Source organism: Olleya sediminilitoris (assembly GCF_016785945.1).
GTDB lineage: Bacteria > Bacteroidota > Bacteroidia > Flavobacteriales > Flavobacteriaceae > Olleya > Olleya sediminilitoris.
The window spans coordinates 173,321-190,136 of sequence record NZ_JAEMEF010000003.1; the positions used below are offsets into that span (position 1 = coordinate 173,321).

Below are 16,816 nucleotides of genomic sequence, written 5' to 3' on the forward strand. Positions count from 1 at the left end.
TTGTATATTTGCAATCTTGTTTAACTAAACATTTTTTTATTACATGAAATTATCACACTTCAATTTTGAATTACCTGAAGAGCTTCTAGCGGAATATCCAGCAGAAAACAGAGACGAGTCTCGTTTGATGGTATTAAACCGAAAAGAACAAACCATTGAGCATAGAATGTTCAAAGATTTAATCGAGTATTTCGACGAGAAAGATGTGATGATTCTTAATAATACCAAAGTATTTCCAGCACGTCTATTTGGTAACAAAGAAAAAACTGGAGCAAGAATAGAAGTATTCTTATTACGCGAATTAAATCAAGAGCAACGTCTTTGGGACGTATTAGTAGATCCAGCACGTAAAATTCGTATTGGTAACAAACTGTATTTTGGTGATGACGAAACCTTAGTAGCAGAAGTCATTGACAATACAACATCAAGAGGACGTACATTACGTTTTCTTTATGATGGATCATACCAAGAATTCAGAAAAAAATTACAAGACTTAGGTGAGACGCCATTACCTAAATATATTAAAAGAGAAGTTGAGCCAGAAGACGAGCAACGTTACCAAACCATCTATGCTAAAAACGAAGGTGCAGTAGCAGCTCCAACAGCAGGATTACATTTTTCTAGACATTTGTTAAAACGTCTAGAAATAAAAGGAGTTGACTTTGCAGAAGTAACTTTACACGTTGGATTAGGGACTTTTAATCCAGTAGAAGTTGAAGATTTGTCAAAACATAAAATGGATAGCGAAGAGCTTAAAATTGAAGCTCCAGCAGTAGAAGTTATTAATAAAGCGCAAAAAGAAAAACGTCGTATCTGTGCAGTAGGTACAACAGCAATGCGTGCCATAGAAAGCTCAGTGTCATCAAGCGGTACTCTTAACGAAATAGAAGGATGGACCAATAAATTTATCTTTCCACCATACGATTTCAGTATTGCAAATGCAATGATTACAAACTTCCATACGCCCAAATCAACATTATTAATGATGGTTTCAGCATTTGCAGGACATGATTTCATGAAAAAAGCATACGAAGAAGCAGTAAAAGAAAAATATAAATTTTACAGTTACGGAGACGCGATGTTAATCATATAAACCTAAATTAATTTAGGAGTACATCCAAAACATAAAACCTCTTTAAACCCTAAAAAGTAAAAGAGGTTTTTTTATGGCATTACCCAAGGGTCGCGCTCTCGACAGTCGCTTTGCATTTGCTTTAATGCAAAAGCAAGAGCTTCAACAAATGTCTCCATCGCTAATGCAATAGCAGCCAAGGTATAGTTAGTAAATTAAAGTATAGTAAATCCGCAAAGCTTTCACTATTTTTGCAATTCAATGGAAATCAAGAAAAAAGACATACGCGCATTAACCAAAGACCAATTAAGAGAATTCTTCCAAAATCAAGGTGATAAAGCCTTTAGAGGTAATCAAGTCTATGAGTGGCTATGGAATAAAGGTGCACACACCTTTGAGGACATGACTAATCTGTCCAAAGACACACGTCAAATGCTACAAGATAACTTTGTGATAAACCATATCAAGGTAGACGTTATGCAACGTAGTAGTGATGGTACAGTAAAAAATGCAGTGCGATTACACGATGACTTAATAGTAGAGTCTGTTTTAATACCAACAAAAACTAGGACCACAGCATGCGTCTCTAGTCAAGTAGGTTGTAGTTTAGATTGTAAATTTTGTGCTACAGCACGATTAAAACGTATGCGTAATCTAAATCCAGACGAGATATATGACCAAGTAGTAGCAATAGACAGAGAAAGTAGATTATACTTTGATAGACCACTTAGTAACATTGTGTTTATGGGAATGGGAGAACCATTGATGAACTACAATAATGTACTTAAAGCTATAGATAAAATTACATCACCAGAAGGTTTAGCAATGTCACCCAAGCGTATTGTGGTATCAACATCAGGAGTGCCAAAAATGATAAAAAAAATGGCAGATGATGATGTTAAATTTAAACTTGCAGTATCCTTACACTCAGCAATAGACGAAGTTAGAACATCCATAATGCCATTTAATGCAACATTCCCCTTAGCAACGTTAAGAGAGGCTTTAGTATATTGGTATGAAAAAACAAAAAACAGAATTACTTACGAGTATGTCGTGTGGGAAGGTATAAACGATAAACGTAAGGATGTTGATGCTTTGGTCGAGTTTTGCAAATTTGCACCAAGTAAAGTAAACTTAATAGAATACAATCCTATCGATGATGGAATATTCCAGCAAGCTAAGTCAGAAGCTATTGATATGTATCAAAAAGTTTTAGAATCAAATAATATAACAGTAACAGTAAGGCGTAGTAGAGGTAAAGATATTGATGCTGCCTGTGGACAATTGGCAAATAAAGAATAATTCTTTAATTAAATAATATAAAACATAAAAAAGGGACTTTAATATTTTATTAGAGTCCCTTTTTTATGTTTTATAACTAAACTTATTTCTTAATAAATTTAATGGTTTGTTCTTGACTGCCAGCTGTAATTGTCATAAAATAAATACCAGTATTTAAGTTGTTTATTTTAATAGATTTATCAATAATACTCTCTGAATTAAGATTAATAACACGTTGACCAACTTGGTTATATATTTCTACTGTATCAAGTATAGCATCAGATTTAATACGTATAACATCATTAGCAGGATTTGGATAAAGACTAAATTTAGTTTTATTAAATTGTTCAACAGATAGATTCGGATCTGCTTCAGTAGTAAAACTCCAAACTGTACCTGTAGATGTACCTGCACAGTTTGTGCTTTCTATATACCAATAGTAAGTTGTATCGTACTCCCAATCATAAATTACTCCATCACCATTATCAACAGGGTCAATTGTCCCTATATCATTGCCAGAAGTCGTCGTTCCTAAGCTTAAACTATAAGATGAGGCTGCTCCACCTGCAGTGTCATCTGCCCATAAAAAAGGTGTGATAAGTAGTTCTGTCGGATCTGTTGTATCTATTGCAACGTCAATAGCTCCATTAACAGGAGTAGGAGTTATAGCAGCAACAGGAGCACTGTCCGTACAAGATGTTGTTGTAAAACTCCAAACAGTTCCTGTTGTCGTACCAAAACAATTTACAGCATCCACTTTCCAGTAATATGTTGTATTGTATTCCCAATCATAAGTAATTCCATTTCCACTAGTAGCTCCAGTAATGGTCCCTAAATCAGCACCAGAAGTGGTGATTCCTAGTGTAAGGTTATAGCTATCCGCAAGATTACCTGAGGTTGCATCAACCCATTCAAAAGGTGTGATTAAAAGATCTGTTGGATCTGTCGAGTCTATTGGGATATTAGTAGCACCATTTATAGGCGTTGGTGTTGTTGCGGCATTTGGTGCACTTGTCGCTGTGCATGTACAGGTAGAACATTCTATGTTAGTGGCTATATCTGTATTACCTCCACCAGTACAAATACCGTTAACAGTCCAGAAACAGTAGATGCTAGTAACTCCAGTACCAGCAGTAAATGTAACAGAATTTGCTCCGTGAGTTATTACTGTTGTAGCATCACTTTCAGTTACAGTAATATACATTGCTGCAGTTACTGTATATGTCTCTCCAGGAACAATACCTGTTAATATAGAAAATTCGTTGTCAGCATAATTGTCAATAGCAATTGATTGAACTCCTGGAGCATTAGAAATGTTTACAGTAAATGATGGCCATTGGAAGTCTTGATTGGTACATTGTCCATAAGACCAATTTATAAAGCCTAAAAATAAAATAAATAATAGAGTAGTTTTTTTCATATTGTTAGTATAAGTAGTTTAGTATTCATTAAAGTTATTTAAATATACTTTTTTTAGAAGTGATTTAACATATTTTTAAGCCCAAGAATCTGTATTTTAATAAGTTGTGTGAATGTCTTTGCTAATATTATGAATAATGTATTTAAAAAGGTCAATATTTAAAATTTTAAAATCAGAGTAATATGTAATTTTGTTTTATGATTAATTTTATTAATCACTTACAAAAAAGTTCTTTAATTATCATTAATTTTGCTAAAAGCACTTTAAATTGAAAATTACCGAACAAATAAAACAGCCTATTGCGTTTGAAATGGAACTTTTTGAACAAAAATTTAGGTTGGCAATGTCTTCTAAAGTTGCTTTACTAAATCGTATTACTTATTATATAGTTAATCGTAAAGGGAAGCAAATGCGACCTATGTTTGTCTTTTTGGTAGCTAAAATGGTGTCTAATGGAGAAATTAGCGAGCGTACTTATCGAGGAGCTTCAGTAATTGAGCTTATTCATACCGCAACTTTAGTTCATGATGATGTTGTTGATGACAGTAATAAACGTCGTGGCTTCTTTTCAATTAATGCCTTATGGAAAAATAAAATAGCTGTACTGATTGGTGATTTCTTATTATCAAAAGGGCTGTTGTTGTCTATTGATAATAATGATTTTGATTTATTAAAAATCATTTCTATTGCTGTAAGAGAAATGAGTGAAGGCGAATTACTTCAAATTGAAAAAGCCAGAAAACTTGATATCACAGAAGACGTTTATTATGAAATTATAAGACAAAAAACAGCAACATTAATTGCTGCTTGTTGTAGTCTTGGTGCAGCCTCAGTAAAACCTAATTCTGTTGAGGTTGAAAGCATGCGTAAATTTGGAGAGTTAATAGGTATGGCATTTCAAATTAAAGATGATTTGTTTGATTACGGCAAACAAAGCATAGGTAAACCTACAGGAATAGATATTAAAGAGCAAAAAATGACGCTTCCATTAATATATGCTTTAAATAATTGCTCTAAAAAGGACAAAAAATGGCTAATTAACTCGATTAAAAATCACAATAAGGATAAAAAACGAGTAAACCAAGTCATTGATTTTGTTAAGCAAAATGGAGGTTTAGATTATGCTATTTCTAAAATGGAAGCTTTTCAGCAAGAAGCTTTATTGCTACTTAATAATTTCCCGCAATCTGAATACAAAGACTCACTTGAGTTAATGGTTAATTACGTTATTGAAAGAAAAAAATAATTTTTTTTCATCCTCAGGCAACCATTAGTATAAAGTTTGCGTCTTTATAAATAGAAGACCAAACTAAATAACATTTTTGTGAAGGTAGTAACTTTATTTAATAACGAAGCCAAGCTAATAAAAAAAGCAATTCAGAATAATCGTGAAGCACAACACGTATTGTTTGAAATGCATGCGCCTAAAATGCTAAGTGTATGTCGTTATTATGTAAAAGATCTTCAACATGCTGAAGAAGCTATGCTAAATGGTTTTTTTAAAGTGTTTTCTAATTTAAAAAACTTTAAATCAGAAGGAAGTTTTGAAGGTTGGATAAGACGCATTATGGTAAGAGAGTCTATTTCTTATTTAAGACAAAAAAAAGAAGTACAGTTTGTTTATGAAGACTATCAGCATGTTGAGATTGAGGATTCAAATTCACAACAATATGATGTAGCCCAATTACAAGAATTAATTGATACGTTACCCGAAGGCTATAAAATGGTTTTTATAATGTATGCAGTTGAGGGTTACAAACATGCTGAGATTTCAAAGCTTTTAAATATTAGTGAAGGAACATCAAAATCGCAGTTATTTAAAGCAAGAAAATTATTACAAGAAAAAATTAAGGCATTAAACACAAAAGATTATGGCACCAAATAAATTTGAAAATCATTTAAAAGAGACTTTGGATCGTCGTACAATTACGCCAAGTAAAAATGCTTGGAGTCAATTAGATTCAAGATTAGATAACCAACAAAGTAAACGTAAATTTCCGTTTTGGTTGTTAGGGTTGGCTGCTACCTTTACAGGAGTTTGCTTAGCTGTTTTTCTATTTAATAATAATCAAGTAGAACCCATTAATGTTGTAATAGATCTTAAAAAAGAAAAAATAGAGGTTCCTGTTAAAAAAATAAACAAAAAGAAAATTGAAGTTGTAAACTCAGGAGTAACAGAAAAAGAAACAAAAACAAAACAAGAAGAAAGTACTAAAATAAAACCAAGTAAGATTTCTTCTAATAATAAAAAGAAGACTATTGCAAAAGTTTCAGTATCTACTAAAAAAGAAAAAGATAATCAACTTACTACTAAAGCATCTGTTTCTGAAAATGATAATAATACTGCAGTTGCTAATGCAATTACAGATTCAATTAAACCTAATAACACTTCAAGTAAACCATCTGTTAATAATGAAGCGGAAGTATTATTAAATAAAGCTTATGCTGAGGTAAGACAGAATAAAAATAAATTTAAATCAGAAAAAATAAACGCTAATTCACTATTGGAGGATATTGAAATGTCATCTGAAAAATCCTTAAAAAACAGATTGTTTCACGCTGTAAAATCAGGCTACGAAACTTTAAAAACGACAGTAGTTGAACGCGATTATTAAATCAATTAATCATTAACAAAAAACGAACAATTATGAACACCATTACAAAACATTTAGTATATATGTTATTAGTATTGACAGCTTATCAGGTCAGTGCGCAGGATCAAGATTCGGTTACTAAACTAGAAGAAATTAAAGCAACCATTAAAGCTCAAGAAAAAGAAGCTTTAAAAGTTGAAGTCGACCAAATTAATGACCAGTTAGAAGCAGATGAGATTTCTTTTGATGAAGCTGAAGTTTTAAAAAGACTTGCTGCAGAAAAAAGGGCATCTAATATTGAAAACAGAATAATCATTGCTCAAAACCGATTAGACTATTTAAAGCGTAATGATAAAGAGTTTGATGTCAACACTAGAAAAACACTACTTTCACTAAAAATTGGTGATGATGATAATGAGATTTTAGGTATTCATACAGCTGTAACGCCTCCAAAAAAAGACATACGTACGTCTAATCAATTGATATTTGCAATGGGATTTAATAATGCTATAATTGATGGTGTAAATTTAGATGATTCACCATACAAATTAGGAGGTTCTGGTTTTGTAGAGCTAGGTTGGGTTTGGAAAACAAGAGTATTTAAACAGTCTAATTTTTTAAGATTTAAATATGGTTTTTCATTACAATGGAACAAATTAGATATTAAAGATAACTTATACTTTGTTCAAGAAGGTGATCAAACAACATTACAAGAATTTGATGGAGATTTAAAACAAGCTAAGTTTAGAACTACTAGTTTGGTCTTACCACTTCATTTTGAGTTTGGACCTTGGAGTAAAAAAGAATATGATGATGGTAGAATACGTTATAATACTTATGATAAGTTTAAAATAGGTATTGGAGGTTATGTAGGAGTAAATGGTAAAGCAGTACAAAAATTAACGTATAAAGAAAATGGAGATCGTGTTAACGATAAGGTTAAAAAAAGCTTTAATACAAATACGTTTACTTATGGATTAAGTGCTTATGTTGGTTTTGATGATATCAGTTTATATGCAAAATACGATTTAGCACCAATTTTTAAAAATCAAACCATTGATCAAAATAATATTTCACTAGGTGTTAGAGTTGATCTAGATTAAATTAGAGATTATTTTTTCAAAAAAGCACTTCTTTTTTTAGTAATGGAAGTGCTTTTTTGTTTTTGGATGTTGTAAACACTCATGTTTTCAGTGTGTTAAATAAAAATTATTTTTTTTGTAAAAAAGTTTTTTATTCAAAAAAAAGTATTTCATTTGTACCCATAATAGCTGAACACTTTGAACTCTGTTTCTATGTTCGGGCTTTTGGAAATTAGGAAGTCATATTCAAAAGCAGCTTACCGATTAAGCAACCGAATTTTAAAGCTAACTTCCGCTTTTACTTCTATATATGCTAGTCAGCATCAATTTGGCTTTGTGCCTACTTGTGACCTTAAAATTCAGATTTGACGCACTGTTTAAATTTCTTTTTAATTCTAAAAGAAACCTTTAATAGGACGATTTCAATTTCAATTTTAATGTTTCAAAACAACAATGAATACTAAATACATAGACTTAATAAGTCAAACTTTTGATTTTCCTCAACCAGAATTTAAGTTAGAGGACAAGACGCTTCAATTTCATGATATAGATTTAATGGACTTAGTGGAAGAGTATGGTGCACCTTTAAAATTCACCTATTTGCCACAAATTTCTAACAATATACAACGCGCTAAAACTTGGTTTAATGATGCTATCAAAAAGCATGATTATAAAGGTAAGTACAACTACTGTTATTGTACAAAAAGCTCGCATTTTAAACATGTTTTAAACGAAGCTTTAAAAAACGATATACATATAGAAACCTCGTCTGCTTTTGATATTGATATAGTCGAGAACCTAAAAAAAGAAGGTAAAATTACCGACGAAACTTTTGTTATAAGTAATGGCTTTAAACGCGAGCAATATGTAACAAACATTGCAAGATTAATTAATAATGGGCAAAAAAACTGTATTCCTATTATTGATAATTATGAAGAGATAGATTTGCTATCAGAAGAAATAGAAGGTAATTTTAAAGTAGGTATTAGAATTGCATCAGAGGAAGAACCAAAATTTGAGTTTTACACTTCAAGATTAGGGATTGGGTACAAAAACATCCTTCCGTTTTATAAAAATCAAATTAAAAATAATACAAAAGTTGAGCTTAAAATGCTTCACTTTTTTATCAATACAGGAATTAGAGACAATGCCTATTATTGGAACGAGCTTTTAAAGTGTCTTAAAGTATATACAAGTTTAAAAAAGATTTGTCCAAGTTTAGATAGTTTAAATATAGGAGGAGGTTTCCCTATTAAAAACTCGTTGGCTTTTGAGTTTGATTACGAGTATATGATAGATGAAATTATAAATCAAATCAAACAGACTTGTGAAGAAGAAGGTGTAGATGTACCAAATATTTTTACTGAGTTTGGAAGCTTTACAGTTGGAGAAAGTGGTGGAGCAATTTATAAAGTATTGTATCAAAAACAACAAAACGATCGTGAAAAATGGAACATGATAAATTCATCATTTATAACAACTTTACCAGATACTTGGGCTATTAACAAGCGTTTTGTAATGTTGCCAATTAACCGTTGGAATGATTCTTATGAGCGTGTTTTACTTGGTGGATTAACTTGCGATAGTGACGATTATTATAATAGTGAGCAACACATGAATGCAATCTATTTACCAAAATACAATAAAGACAAACCCTTATACATAGGCTTTTTTAATACAGGAGCCTATCAAGAAACTATAGGTGGATTTGGAGGTTTACAACACTGTTTAATACCATCTCCAAAACACATATTAATAGATAGAGATAAAGATGGAAACATCACAAAAACAATTTTTTCAGAACAACAAAAAAGTGAAGACTTACTTAAAATTTTAGGTTATGCAAACTAAAACGTATGCTGGTATTCCAGAAGAATTAGCTAAACTAGAAAAAGCTAAAATTGTATTAATACCTGTGCCATATGATGGTACAAGTACATGGCAAAAAGGTGCAGATAAAGGTCCTGAAGCATTTTTGGATGCTTCTGCAAATATGGAACTTTATGATATCGAAACAGATACTGAAGTGTATAATCAAGGTGTATATTTAGCTGATGCAGTAACCGAAAATAGCTCTCCAGAAGCTATGGTAGAGGCAGTACATCAAGCAACAAAAAAGTATATCAAAAAAAATAAATTTGTAACTATTTTTGGAGGTGAACACTCTGTATCTATTGGAACCATACGTGCTTTTAATGAAATGTATCCTAGTCTAACTGTTTTGCAATTAGATGCGCATGCAGATTTACGTAAACAGTATGAAGGATCAACATGCAATCATGCGTGTGCTTTATATGAAGCTAGTCAAAATACTAACTTAATTCAGGTTGGAATCCGATCTATGGATGCAATTGAAAAAACAGTCATGGATCAAGACAAAACATACTTTGCGCATGACATGGCTATGGATGACACTTGGATGGACAGTGCAGTAGACCAAATGACAGACAATGTATTTATAACAATAGATTTAGACGCTTTTGATCCGTCAATAATGCCAAGTACAGGTACACCAGAACCAGGTGGATTATTATGGTATGAAACATTAGAATTTTTAAAGCAAGTTTTTGAAGAAAAAAATGTCGTAGGTTTTGATATAGTGGAATTGTGTCCTAACAAAACAGACAAGTCTTCAGACTTTTTAGCAGCAAAATTATATTACAAAATGTTAAGTTATAAGTTTTTAAATCAAGACGCAGAAGACGATTACGACAACACATACGACAGCAATACACAAAAGAATAACACTTCTAAATTTAACGAAGACGATGAGTACTAAAGGCCCAATTTCTCAATTTATACAACACCATTATTTACACTTTAATGCAGCAGCTTTGGTAGATGCAGCTAAAGGTTATGAAACCCAATTAGACAATGGTGCAAAAATGTTAGTATCCTTAGCAGGAGCTATGAGTACTGCTGAACTTGGTAAAAGTTTTGCCGAAATGATAAGACAAGATAAAGTACATATAATTTCTTGTACTGGAGCAAATTTAGAAGAAGATATCATGAATTTGGTAGCGCATTCTCATTACAAGCGTGTTCCAAATTATCGCGATTTAACACCTCAAGAAGAGTGGGATTTACTAGAAAAAGGTTTAAATCGTGTGACAGATACTTGTATTCCAGAGCACGAAGCCTTTAGACGTTTACAACATCATATTGAAAAAATATGGAAAGACGCAGAAGCCAAAGGAGAGCGTTACTTACCACATGAGTATATGTATAAGATGTTATTGTCAGGTGTTTTAGAAGAGTATTATGAGATTGATTTAAAAGATTCTTGGATGTATGCTGCTGCAGAAAAAAACTTACCAATAGTTTGTCCTGGTTGGGAAGACAGTACAATGGGTAATATTTTTGCAAGCTATGTTTTAAAAGGAGAGCTTAAAGCAAGCACAATGAAGTCAGGTATAGAATACATGACATTTTTAGCAGATTGGTACACAGATAATTCTCAAAACGGAATTGGATTTTTTCAAATAGGAGGTGGTATTGCAGGAGATTTTCCAATTTGTGTAGTGCCAATGCTGTATCAAGATATGGAACGTACCGAAACTCCGTTTTGGAGCTACTTTTGTCAAATAAGTGACTCAACAACAAGTTACGGATCATATTCTGGAGCTGTACCAAACGAAAAAATAACTTGGGGAAAACTAGATATAGACACACCTAAGTTTATTGTAGAAAGTGATGCAACAATCGTAGCTCCATTAATTTTCGCCTACATTTTAGGCTTATAATTACTTTTAAAAATGAAAAAAACAGACCATTTAAAACGCGTTATTGTTGATTTTAAAAAGCTAACACCAGAAATACTGAAATTGTTAGTAGACAAATATCCATATGGTTATGATGACGATCATATAATCGAATTTAAAAATGCTAAAAATGAACTAGTTGAAGCTGTAGAAGTCACTACTGACGACACAAAATATTTAGTAAAAGTTAGCACCAAATTGGTGAAAACTATGGAGGATTACGATGAAGATGATTATGAAAATTTTGAAGAGGACGATCCTGATGCAGTACAAGACCCAGAGGTAAAATCAAGCGAAGAGCAAGATCACGATTATTAAACATGTATACAGTAGTTGCCTATCAGGTAGCCAGCACTATCAATATTAAACAATGTAAACAACAACTGTCTTGGCAGTTGTTGTTTAATGATAGTGATGAGCTGTATTACAAATGCGACGATAATGCATTTGTATACATTTTTCAGTATGGTATTGTAAGCTTTTTTAATATGACAGAGCAATCTATTAAGCAAGCTTTAGATCGTATCAAACCTTTTTCAAATAATTACTTGTCAGAAAAATTATCAGAAGAAGTTAATGTTATTATTAAACCAAATAGTCTAAAAGTAGATTATAATCATATCCAATTGCCAGAGCTTAATGACGAGACTATAAGATTAGTCATGCTTAACGTATCACAAAGTGTAGCTTTAGATCGTTATTCTGAAATTACATATGATTTATTAGAACAAACCAATAAACACACCTTGTATTTAGAGCAAAAAGGAAAGCTTGATATATCTGGTAATAAATTAAAACGTTTTATTGGTAGAACATTAAACATTAAAAACCGAATTTCTGAAAATTTATACATATTTGATTCGCCTAACATCACTTGGGAAAATCAACAATTAAATCAGCTTAATCAAGATTTAAAAGCCATATTTGATTTAAAAGATAGGTATAGATTAATTAGAGACCGAATAGAAATTATTAAAGAAAATCTAGAGCTTTTTAAAGATATAATGGACCATAAGGAAAGTAGTAAACTAGAGTGGATCATTATTATTTTAATTGTCATAGAAGTGTTTGATATGTTTATTGCTAAAATTTTGTAAACTAAATTCTTATATCTAACTTATAAACTGCAAAAACAATAACCACGCGTATTAAAACAGATTTTAATACTAAAAGCAATTTTGGACTTGAGGTGGCAAACTTCCAAAAACAAAAAACATCAGCAATTAAATACTATTTAAATTTAAAATGAAAGCAAAATTAATTATCATAGCAATAGCTTTTTTAAGCTTAACCTCATTTGTCTCTAATAATACTATGGCTGTAACAGGTGTTTACAAAGGAGTTGTCGAATACGATTATGTGTTTCATATAAATGAAACCGACAGGTCAATGACGTTTCAATATTTGTCTGATGAAGCTTTAGAAGCTTTTGACTTGGACTCAGAAGAATTTGTTGGAAGCAAATTTGAAGTAACCTATGAGGTGCTTCAAGAAATGAGTGAAGACACTGAAGGTAACGAAGTAGAGATAGAAATATATACAATCACAGCGTTAGAGTTGATAGATTAATTTTTTTTACTCGCTAGCATTAAAAAACAATCGGAATCTATTCCGATTGTTTTGTTTTATACCATTAAAATAATTCTAATTTATTTAAGATAATCTGTCTTTAAAACAAAAAGAAAATGGTGACTTATTTATTTTTTAATTATAAAAAAGTAGTATTAAAATAATATTAATTGGTTAAAATGCATTTAAATCTACGTTTAGGTTCTCTTTTTTGTTTTTTTTAACTCAAAATTTCAATTTTTATTAGTAAATTCATTGTAGTGATAAGTTCTAATATTATTAGGTTTTATAAGGTGTCAGCTTATTAAAAACTTTACGACTAATCACAATAATACGTATCTTTGCGTAATTTTTATAATACAATGATTGACTTAAACGACAATATAAATTTACCTTTTTCGTTGCAGATTAGTTTTAATAAATTAATCCAACGATATGAAGCATTAGTAAATAGTGATGATCCATTTACTGCTGCCAAGGCACGTCGTATATTACAACTTCAAGAAGATCATCCAGAGTTAAAAGATGGTTTTAGTAAAATTTCGGTATTAGAGCAACACAAAGAAGCTATTCAAATTTTATTACAAGATTCGTTTAGTGAAGTTTTGACACTAAACGAAATTAAAACAGCAAGTGTACCGTATCACAATTTTATTTTTAATGCCACAAAGCGATTTGAAAATATAATAAAAACTGCTGGTCCAGACTTTGAGTTGGTCATAAAAAATATGCCAGAAAACGATTGGTATATTTTAAGTTGTACCATTATCATGAGTTTTTGTTATAATTTCAATACCAACTTTAAAAGACCATTGTATTATGAAATTCCTGATGAAAATGGAATTTTAAGAATTTATAGAATTACTTATAATGCAGATTTTATGGAAATTATTCCAACAGAAGCTGCGCCTAAATTAACTCAAAACGATTTTGATGAGTTATTAGATAATTTTGAAAATATAGACCTTTGGAAAGAAAAATTTCCTCCAAACAGTTACATTTCAAAAGGATTTGTAATTTCTAACATATTTGATGTTACAGACGATCAGTCTATTTCTAATATAAAAACTACTTTAATAGGTAACAATAAGCGTCAAGACAAAAGTTTTATGACAGACTTCCAAAAAGTCTTCCGTTCTTTACTTGCTGTTACAGATTTAGAAGTTGGTTTTTCTATCTTTAATAAAGAAGAAAACACCTTAATGAAGGTGCATGATTCTAGTATTAATAGTTTTTTACTTAAAGCAAAAGAGCAATTTAAATGCGAAAATCTATTTTGTCATTACAGTTATGATAAGATTTTAAAAAGCAAAGCTAATTTTGCAATATCTGATGTTGATAAAAGTTTTAAAAAATCTGAAGGACAATCTCCACAAATTAAAGTCTTAAAAGAACAAGGTTTTAAAAGTGCTATTTTTGCTCCAATTGCAGAAGAAGGAGAGTTATTAGCAGTTTTAGAGTTAGTGTCCAAAACACCTAAAGCATTAAATAGTATTAATGCTAATAAGTTACTAGGTGTGATGCCTTTTATTTTGTCTGCTGTTAAACGCTCTAAGTTAGATGAAGAAAACTTAATTCAAGCAATCATCCAGCGTGAATGCACATCAATACATCCAAGTGTAAAATGGAAATTTGAAAGTGCTGCACGTCAATTTATGCAAGAGCAATATAATGGAAATGAAAACCCATCATTTAATAAAATTAGTTTTGATAATGTTTATCCATTATTTGGTCAAATAGATGTTAAAGGGTCTTCTGAAGCTAGAAATAGTGCAACTCAAAAAGACTTAGCATTACAATTAACTTTAGTTGAAAAAATTGTTGAAAAAGCCATTTTAAACGAAAGACTTCCAATTTTTGAACAATTATTGTTTCAGATTAAATCTTATCAAGTCGCTTTAAAAGATAGTTTTAAGGTGGATAGTGAGCAAAAAGTAACACATTTTTTCAAACATGAAATTGAGCCACTTTTTAGATTTCAACTTAAAACAAAGTCGTCAATAACAGAAGATATTGAAGATTACTTTAGTAAAGTAGACACTAATTTAGAAGTGATTTATTACTATCGTAAAAATTACGATGATACCATAAGTTTGATTAATAAAAACATGTCTACTTTATTAGATAAAAAGCAGGTTGAAGCGCAAGCTATGTATCCTCACTTTTTTGAACGTTTCAAAACCGATGGAGTAGAGCATAATATGTATATTGGAGAGTCTATAACTAAAGAAGATTCGTTTAACGAATTGTATTTGTATAACCTTAGATTGTGGCAAATGCAAGTTATGATAGATATGGAAACTGCTTTTTATAACAAGCAACACAAATATCCAATTGCATTAGATGTTGCTTCAATGATATTAGTATTTAATCAACCTTTATCTATTAGATTTAGAACAGACGAAAAGCATTTTGATGTTGACGGAACCTACAATGCAAGATATGAGGTTGTAAAAAAACGTGTAGACAAAGCTAATATTAAAGGTACCGATGAGCGTATTACCGCAAAGGGTAAATTGGCAATTGTATATTCTCAACAAGAGGACGAGTATGAATACTTAAAATATGTTAGATTTTTACAATCTAAGCATAAATTAGGGGATGAGGTCGAAATTTTAGAGTTGGAAGACCTTCAAGGTGTTACTGGTTTAAAAGCAATACGAGTTAATATCTTGTATCAAGATGAAACTAATACTAAACAGTTTTATACCTACGATGACTTAATGCACACCATTAAATCTTAAGCCATATAAAATAAGTTAAAGGTGTTTGGTGCTAGTTGTTTGATTTGAGATGTTGTGTTTAAAACATCCTGAATATTTACGCCTGGATTGTTTTTTACTGCAATACCAAATGCAATTAATGAGATAATAATACCAATCATAAATACAGTGTAAGTTATTCTTAATAATCTGTATTTGCGCTCTAAAACAATACCTAAAAAGTATAAATCTTTAGTTAAAGATTGATAGATGTAATCTTTGTCACTTATCATTTCATTAATAGCCCATTCAAACTCATCTAATTTCATTTTATGGAAATTACCAAAAAAGGTTAAGTTTACTTTTTTGTTTTTAACGTCTTCCTTTGTAAACTGACCACTAGTCACGTTTGGTCTTGTGGCAATTATGGACATTACCATTGAGATAACACTAAATAATGTAAAAATAACTGTTGGCCAAGTTAAATAAGGGTTGGTGTCTAATTTTGATATTAAATTAGCTAATACTACAGATATAATAATGGCATTTACCGATAATAATATATTGGCTTTAGTGTCAGCTATATCACTTAGTTTAATGTGGTTTTTTAATGCTGTTCTGTAAAACGATTGTATAGCACGTTCAGGACTTTCGTTTTTGTACTGCGCTTTGTATTTAGCCTTAAGCTCTTCGTTTTTTATTTTTGACTTCTGTTTCTTTTTAGATTTAATTAGTTTGGCTAAGTTTTTTTCTTTTCTAGATTGCCAATTTTTTAAAGCGTAATCAGTGTAAAATTTATGTTTTTTAGATAATACTTTTATATTTTCATTTAACCATTCACTAGGTGTATAGTTTGCTATTCCTGCAATTTCAAGTTCTTTTCTTAAAAACTCACTAGCTTCAGGAAAGTATTTTTTTCCAAAATGAGACGAGTCAGCATCGCGTAATACTTTTTCTAATTCTGTAGTTGGTTCAGAGTCAAACTCGGTTGCTAAAATACAATCTTCTACAGATTTAATTGTAGGTTCGTCTACATTTTGAGTCGTCAAAAATTCTCTTGCAATTTTCGCACTTACAGCTTCATGACCTTCTCTTGTTTGTGTATATCCAACGTCATGTAACAATGCTGCTAATTGAAGTATTTGCGCATCATTAACATCAATTTTAGAGTTTTCTATAATTTCTTTCGTACTTTTAAATACTCGTAAAGTATGTGTATGGTTGTGATAAACTATAGTGTTAGGTAACTCATTTTTAAGGAGTTCAAAAACAAAAGCTTCGGTTTTTTCTATAAGTTTTGACATATATGTGCAGTAAATCTTATCCAAAGTACTA

15 protein-coding genes are annotated in these 16,816 nt (G+C 30.9%); 13 read left to right on the forward strand and 2 right to left on the reverse strand.

What is annotated here, in order from left to right; all coding sequences use genetic code 11:
- Window positions 1–43: 43 nt before the first annotated feature.
- A complete protein-coding gene (gene queA, locus JAO71_RS05045) occupies window positions 44–1,093 on the forward strand; it encodes a tRNA preQ1(34) S-adenosylmethionine ribosyltransferase-isomerase QueA (RefSeq protein WP_054851924.1) in 1,050 nt (349 codons plus the stop codon).
- A gap of 240 nt (window positions 1,094–1,333) precedes the next feature.
- Window positions 1,334–2,374, forward strand: a complete 1,041-nt coding sequence (gene rlmN, locus JAO71_RS05050; protein WP_202999358.1) for a 23S rRNA (adenine(2503)-C(2))-methyltransferase RlmN — start codon at window positions 1,334–1,336, stop codon at window positions 2,372–2,374.
- Window positions 2,375–2,456: 82 nt separating this feature from the next.
- Here the strand turns inward: rlmN and JAO71_RS05055 are convergent, their stop codons facing one another.
- A complete protein-coding gene (locus JAO71_RS05055; RefSeq protein WP_202999360.1) occupies window positions 2,457–3,773 on the reverse strand; it encodes a T9SS type A sorting domain-containing protein in 1,317 nt (438 codons plus the stop codon).
- Between the two features lie 268 nt (window positions 3,774–4,041).
- Here JAO71_RS05055 and JAO71_RS05060 point away from each other — a divergent pair, with 268 nt between their 5' ends.
- From JAO71_RS05060 to JAO71_RS05110, 11 genes are all read left to right on the forward strand, one after another.
- Entirely contained in the window at window positions 4,042–5,019 is a 978-nt protein-coding gene (locus tag JAO71_RS05060; RefSeq protein WP_028606527.1) for a polyprenyl synthetase family protein, read from the forward strand.
- 78 nt (window positions 5,020–5,097) lie between these two features.
- A complete protein-coding gene (locus JAO71_RS05065; RefSeq protein WP_054851921.1) occupies window positions 5,098–5,658 on the forward strand; it encodes an RNA polymerase sigma factor in 561 nt (186 codons plus the stop codon).
- The gene (locus tag JAO71_RS05070; RefSeq protein ID WP_202999362.1) at window positions 5,645–6,388 is read left to right on the forward strand and encodes a hypothetical protein; all 744 of its coding nucleotides are present in this window, start codon (window positions 5,645–5,647) and stop codon (window positions 6,386–6,388) included. Before JAO71_RS05065 ends, JAO71_RS05070 begins: the two co-directional genes overlap by 14 nt.
- A 32-nt stretch (window positions 6,389–6,420) precedes the next feature.
- Window positions 6,421–7,470 carry a hypothetical protein gene (locus tag JAO71_RS05075; protein ID WP_202999364.1) on the forward strand — a complete coding sequence of 350 codons (1,050 nt, stop codon included), beginning with the start codon at window positions 6,421–6,423 and terminating at the stop codon, window positions 7,468–7,470.
- Window positions 7,471–7,902: 432 nt separating this feature from the next.
- Window positions 7,903–9,300, forward strand: a complete 1,398-nt coding sequence (locus JAO71_RS05080) for an arginine decarboxylase (RefSeq protein ID WP_116824115.1) — start codon at window positions 7,903–7,905, stop codon at window positions 9,298–9,300.
- On the forward strand, window positions 9,290–10,228 hold the full coding sequence (gene speB / locus JAO71_RS05085; protein ID WP_202999366.1) for an agmatinase: 939 nt from the start codon (window positions 9,290–9,292) through the stop codon (window positions 10,226–10,228). The genes JAO71_RS05080 and speB overlap by 11 nt, the downstream gene beginning before the upstream one ends.
- A complete protein-coding gene (locus tag JAO71_RS05090; RefSeq protein WP_028289012.1) occupies window positions 10,218–11,192 on the forward strand; it encodes a deoxyhypusine synthase family protein in 975 nt (324 codons plus the stop codon). The genes speB and JAO71_RS05090 overlap by 11 nt, the downstream gene beginning before the upstream one ends.
- A 12-nt stretch (window positions 11,193–11,204) precedes the next feature.
- Complete coding sequence (locus JAO71_RS05095) at window positions 11,205–11,528, forward strand: hypothetical protein (RefSeq protein ID WP_202999368.1); 324 nt, start codon at window positions 11,205–11,207, stop codon at window positions 11,526–11,528.
- A 2-nt stretch (window positions 11,529–11,530) separates the two neighbouring features.
- The gene (locus JAO71_RS05100; RefSeq protein ID WP_054851914.1) at window positions 11,531–12,307 is read left to right on the forward strand and encodes an RMD1 family protein; all 777 of its coding nucleotides are present in this window, start codon (window positions 11,531–11,533) and stop codon (window positions 12,305–12,307) included.
- A gap of 148 nt (window positions 12,308–12,455) precedes the next feature.
- Entirely contained in the window at window positions 12,456–12,779 is a 324-nt protein-coding gene (locus JAO71_RS05105; protein ID WP_202999370.1) for a hypothetical protein, read from the forward strand.
- A gap of 362 nt (window positions 12,780–13,141) precedes the next feature.
- Window positions 13,142–15,523, forward strand: coding sequence for a GAF domain-containing protein (locus JAO71_RS05110; RefSeq protein ID WP_202999372.1), 2,382 nt, complete (start codon window positions 13,142–13,144; stop codon window positions 15,521–15,523).
- Here JAO71_RS05110 and JAO71_RS05115 read toward each other — a convergent pair.
- Entirely contained in the window at window positions 15,520–16,785 is a 1,266-nt protein-coding gene (locus JAO71_RS05115) for a Pycsar system effector family protein (protein ID WP_202999374.1), read from the reverse strand. The two genes, JAO71_RS05110 and JAO71_RS05115, sit on opposite strands and share 4 nt — an antisense overlap.
- Window positions 16,786–16,816 lie beyond the last annotated feature (31 nt).